Origin of the sequence: Vibrio makurazakiensis, from assembly GCF_050337375.1 — a bacterium.
GTDB lineage: Bacteria > Pseudomonadota > Gammaproteobacteria > Enterobacterales > Vibrionaceae > Vibrio > Vibrio makurazakiensis.
This window is the reverse complement of the sequence record NZ_JAKJSW010000322.1, coordinates 1-3,367: the sequence shown is the minus strand read 5'-3', so window position 1 is coordinate 3,367 and position 3,367 is coordinate 1. Positions and strand designations below refer to the sequence as shown.

The window sequence follows — 3,367 nt, the reverse complement described above, 5'->3', positions numbered from 1 at the left end:
ATCTATAGTAGTTAGATAATTCTAACCATTTACTAAAGTGAGGAAAACATTAATAAAGTAATTAAATGCAAATTATGAAGTAAAGGCAGTTCAGCTGTACTTTAAATGTAACGGGCAGGTTGTTTAATTATTTCGCGGTTAAAGTAACAATTTGGCTAAAGTTTTAAGAATGGTGCCGATAAAAATAATAGTCGTGAAGGATAGCGAAACCGTAACGTGGTGAATCAATGAAGTATTTCGTATTATTATTTAGTGTCGCACTGAGTGGTTGTCAGTTGCTACAACCAATGGACATGCTAGAGACAGCTCCGCAATCGGAGTACTCAGTATTGCACCCAGAGTGGGGCACGGTACAAACAAAACAAACTAGCCAGCCAAATCAACGAGTTATTGCCACCAACTATGGTCGTTCAATCCCATTGAGTGATGAAATGGAAGCATTTCTCCAGCAGAATCGTATTAATTACGAACGCATCCCTGGCGATCACGTCATGTTGAAACTAACACAGCATGTAAACTTCAACACTGGCTCTTCTAGCCTTTCATCGATGTCAAATCGTTGGTTAGATTTGCTAGGAGATTACCTTTCTAAGCGCGATGACGTCGAAATTGTTGTTGAAGGACATACAGATAGTACAGRCTCTTATGCCGTTAATGATGTGTTGTCAGAAAAACGTGCGATGCAGATAAAGTCGCATCTTGAGCTTCAGCGTGTCGGCAGTAACAGTATTTATACTCGCGGTTACGGTGAGTATGTGCCAATTTGTGATAACGCTTCAAAGCAAGGCCGTGCATGTAATCGACGTGCAGAAGTTATTCTAATTGTTACTCGTTAATGGTCAGTTACTCATGGCCACTGATGACGGGTAAAACACAGTGAAGAGCTTCATTCAATGAAAGTCATTGCGACGAATGATTAAATACAAAAAATCCCTCTAAGTAGAGGGATTTTTTTATTAGCTTTTACTGACGGTTTATACGTATTACTTTGTGTAGACGTAAAAAGCAGAAATTAAGCGAAGTTCTTTTCTAAGTAAGTAACGATGTCTGAAGACTCGTACATCCACTCAGTTTTGCCGTCTTTCTCAATGCGTAGGCATGGAACTTTTACTCGACCGCCGCCAGCTTCTAATTCTTCACGGTGCTGCTGGTTTGTTTTTGCATCACGTAGGTCAAACGACACTGATTGACGTTTCATTGAACGACGCACTTTTACACAGAATGGGCATGCTTCAAATTGGTATAAAGCATGCGACTCAGCAAGTTGGTTTACTTTCGTCTGCTCTTCTTGAGAACGTTTTACACCACGTGGTGAGAAAACGAAGTTCAAAAGCAAAATGATACGGCCTAGAAACCAGCGAACAAATTTCATAAATATCTCTACATCTTTAAAATAGGTTTAACAAYTCGCGGCATTATATACACAAGTGACGCAATATGCTCGTAACACTGCAAATTGTCGATTACAAAAGATGAAGGACTGAATGCCACTATGTTATGGAAGTTAGTGGCATCTAACCCAGATGGGATGTATCTGTGCTTAGCGTATCTCAACCGTATGCGTCTTTGATACATTCAGCCCTAATCTCTTCGCTAGACGAGTTAAGTTAGCACGATCGGTTTTGAGCGTTCTTCCTGCATGCGCCCAATTGTAATCCGCTTGTTCCAAAGCATCTATAATGACACCTCGTTGAAATTCCTCCGTAGCGCCACGTAACCCTAAAGAAAGATCGACCGCTGGAACTTCACTAGCCTTGCTTTCAGAGTCAAATGATACGGTTGATTGGTCTTGATCAAGTGGTCCACAGTCTTCTTTAGTGATGGTGACTAAATCTTTGTTGGTGCTGCGCGCTAGTGCTTTGAGGGCTGAACGACTGATCACGTGTTCTAATTCACGGACATTACCAGGCCAACCGTAGCGACCAAGGAAAGACAATACATCGGAACGGAATTTAACCTGATTAATACCAAGTTTACGACGAGCCTGTTCTAAGAAGAAACCAGCGAGCAAGCTTACATCATCACCGCGCTCCTTTAATGATGGGACTGCAATAGGGTAAACACTGAGTCGGTGGTATAAATCGGCACGAAAGCGTCCCTGTTCGACTTCTTGTTTTAAATCTCGGTTGGTGGCGGCTAATACTCGGACATTAATCGTTTGAATATTATCTTGGCCAACAGGCTGGATCTCGTTGTTTTGAAGGGCTCGCAGCAGCTTACTTTGGGCTGCCAATGGTAATTCACCGATCTCATCAAGGAAAAGGGTACCTTCATCTGCTAATGCGAATTTACCTAAACTAGTTCTGTCTGCGCCTGTAAATGCTCCTTTAACGTGACCAAATAGTTCACTCTCTACTAGGTTTTCAGGAATTGCGGCACAGTTGACGTACACGAGTGGGTTACGACGGCGTTGGGATTGATGGTGAAGGGTACGAGCAACAAGTTCTTTACCTACGCCAGTGTCACCGTGGATCAAAATATTAAATTCAGATGGCGCAACGACTTCAATATCACTTTTTAGTGCAAGCATCGATGGGCTTTTGCCTATCAGCTCTCCACCTTCACGTTCCCATGCTTCTTCGTTCAGCTCTTCAAGCTTTCGTTTAGATTGCTTAGCTTGATGTTCAAGTTGAGAAAAAGTCAGTGCCATTTGCATATTAGACGCCGCGATTGCAGAAAGAACTTCTAAACTGCGCACTGGGATTTGGCTAAAAACGTCGGGTGTTAGGCTATCAAGTGTTAATACGCCTAAAAGTTTATCGCCAAAGTATAAAGGAAGCCCCATGCAAGCATGCATCGGTAGGTCACCATCGTGATCGATTAATAGCCCATCGAACGGGTCGGGTAGGGAGCTGTCTGAATCGAATCTAACGGGATCTCTCGACTGACAAATGGCATCAAAGCGAGGGTGTTCTGAGATAACAAAACGTCGACCAAACGTATCTCGACTTAGACCTTGCATTGCAATAGGAACTAACGTATCTCCCTGCAAACTTAACAAGGCAACACAGTCACAAGTGATCGTTTTACGTATCGCATCAATCAATCGGTTAAACCGATCCTGATCATTTAGGCCACTTGCTAAACCAATGGTCATTTCCATTAGTGTCGAAGCTGAGAAGTCTTGCATGAGAAACCTTTTTTGTTTTTCTTACATAGTAGTGTCTTTATGACTTTAATTAAAGGTCAAAAAGACTGTTTTGATTTAGATCAATTTTTAGAGGATCTAGATATACGGTGTTTTTCGAAGTTGGCACTGTTCGTGCAATGTAGGTGATTGAATCAAAAGTAAACTTAATAGATATTCATTTCGTTTTCTTATTGTTCTTAAAGTTTGATTTTTGTGACTTATGGGTAAGTAAAACTG

The 3,367-nt window shown here is 41.6% G+C and carries 3 protein-coding genes; 1 reads left to right on the top strand and 2 read right to left on the bottom strand.

Going from position 1 to position 3,367, the window contains the following annotated elements; genetic code table 11:
• The first annotated feature begins 227 nt into the window (after positions 1-227).
• The gene (locus L4C33_RS20780; protein ID WP_428814296.1) at positions 228-836 is read left to right on the top strand and encodes an OmpA family protein; all 609 of its coding nucleotides are present in this window, start codon (positions 228-230) and stop codon (positions 834-836) included.
• A gap of 176 nt (positions 837-1,012) precedes the next feature.
• Here the strand turns inward: L4C33_RS20780 and L4C33_RS20775 are convergent, their stop codons facing one another.
• On the bottom strand, positions 1,013-1,372 hold the full coding sequence (locus L4C33_RS20775) for a glutaredoxin family protein (RefSeq protein WP_428814295.1): 360 nt from the start codon (positions 1,370-1,372) through the stop codon (positions 1,013-1,015).
• 168 nt (positions 1,373-1,540) lie between these two features.
• The gene (gene norR, locus L4C33_RS20770; protein ID WP_428814294.1) at positions 1,541-3,130 is read right to left on the bottom strand and encodes a nitric oxide reductase transcriptional regulator NorR; all 1,590 of its coding nucleotides are present in this window, start codon (positions 3,128-3,130) and stop codon (positions 1,541-1,543) included.
• Between the last annotated feature and the right edge of the window lie 237 nt (positions 3,131-3,367).